Consider the following 1,242-nt stretch of genomic DNA (forward strand, 5'->3'; position numbering starts at 1 on the left):
ATCCTATCTCATTCCTTTAGGCAGCCTGCCGCCTGGTGAGAAAACCTTTGTCAACGCCCCTGCTCGATACCATCGCGACCCCCGAAGACCTCCGCGCCTTGCCGGAGGATCGGTTGCGTCAGGTGGCTGACGAATTGCGGGAGGAGACCATCAGCGCCGTTTCCGTGACCGGCGGCCACCTCGGCGCGGGACTCGGTGTCGTCGAGCTGACGGTTGCCCTGCACTACGTTTTCGATACCCCCCGTGACCGGGTGATCTGGGACGTCGGCCATCAGGCCTATCCGCACAAGATCCTGACCGGGCGTCGGGATCGCATCCGCACGTTGCGGCAAGTGGGCGGCCTGTCCGGCTTCACCAAGCGTTCCGAGAGCGAATACGACCCCTTCGGCGCCGCTCACTCCTCCACCTCGATCTCCGCCGGCCTCGGCATGGCCGTCGCACGGGATCTCGAGGGGGGCAAAAACAACGTGGTCGCGGTGATCGGCGACGGCGCCATGTCCGCAGGCATGGCCTATGAGGCCATGAACAATGCCGGCGCCATGCATTCGCGCCTGATCGTCATCCTCAATGACAACGACATGTCCATCGCGCCGCCTGTCGGCGCCATGTCGTCCTATCTGGCGCGGCTGGTGTCCGGCGGCGCCTACCGGGGCTTGCGCGAAACGGCCAAGCAATTGGCGCGCAAGCTGCCGAAGTTCTTTTATGAGAAGGCCGCCCGGGCGGAAGAATTCGCGCGCGGGTTCTGGACCGGCGGGACGATGTTCGAGGAGCTCGGCTTCTACTATGTCGGGCCGATCGACGGCCATAATCTCGACCACCTGCTCCCCGTTCTCAAGAATGTCCGGGATACGCAGACGGGCCCCATTCTCGTCCACGTGGTGACGCAGAAGGGCAAGGGTTACGCTCCGGCGGAAGCCTCAGCCGACAAATATCATGGCGTCGTCACCTTCGACGTGGTCACCGGCGCGCAATCGAAGCCCAAGGCCAATGCGCCGGCCTATACCAAGATCTTCGGCGAGAGCCTGATCAAGGAAGCGGCGAAGGACGACAAGATCGTCGCGGTAACGGCGGCGATGCCGTCCGGCACGGGCATCGACCTTTTCAGCAAGCAATTCCCCGCGCGCACGTTCGATGTCGGCATCGCCGAACAGCACGCCGTGACGTTCGCGGCAGGAATGGCGACCGAAGGCTACAAACCGTTCTGCGCCATCTATTCCACCTTCCTGCAGCGCGCCTACGATC

At 63.6% G+C, this 1,242-nt stretch carries 1 protein-coding gene; it reads left to right on the plus strand.

All coding sequences use genetic code 11. The features are described 5' to 3' along the window. Positions 1 to 47 precede the first annotated feature (47 nt). The coding region (gene dxs, locus AC1DT3_RS21710) for a 1-deoxy-D-xylulose-5-phosphate synthase (protein WP_477467253.1) at positions 48 to 1,242 on the plus strand (1,195 nt) is incomplete at its 3' end.

The organism is Microvirga sp. P4_G7 (assembly GCF_056401005.1).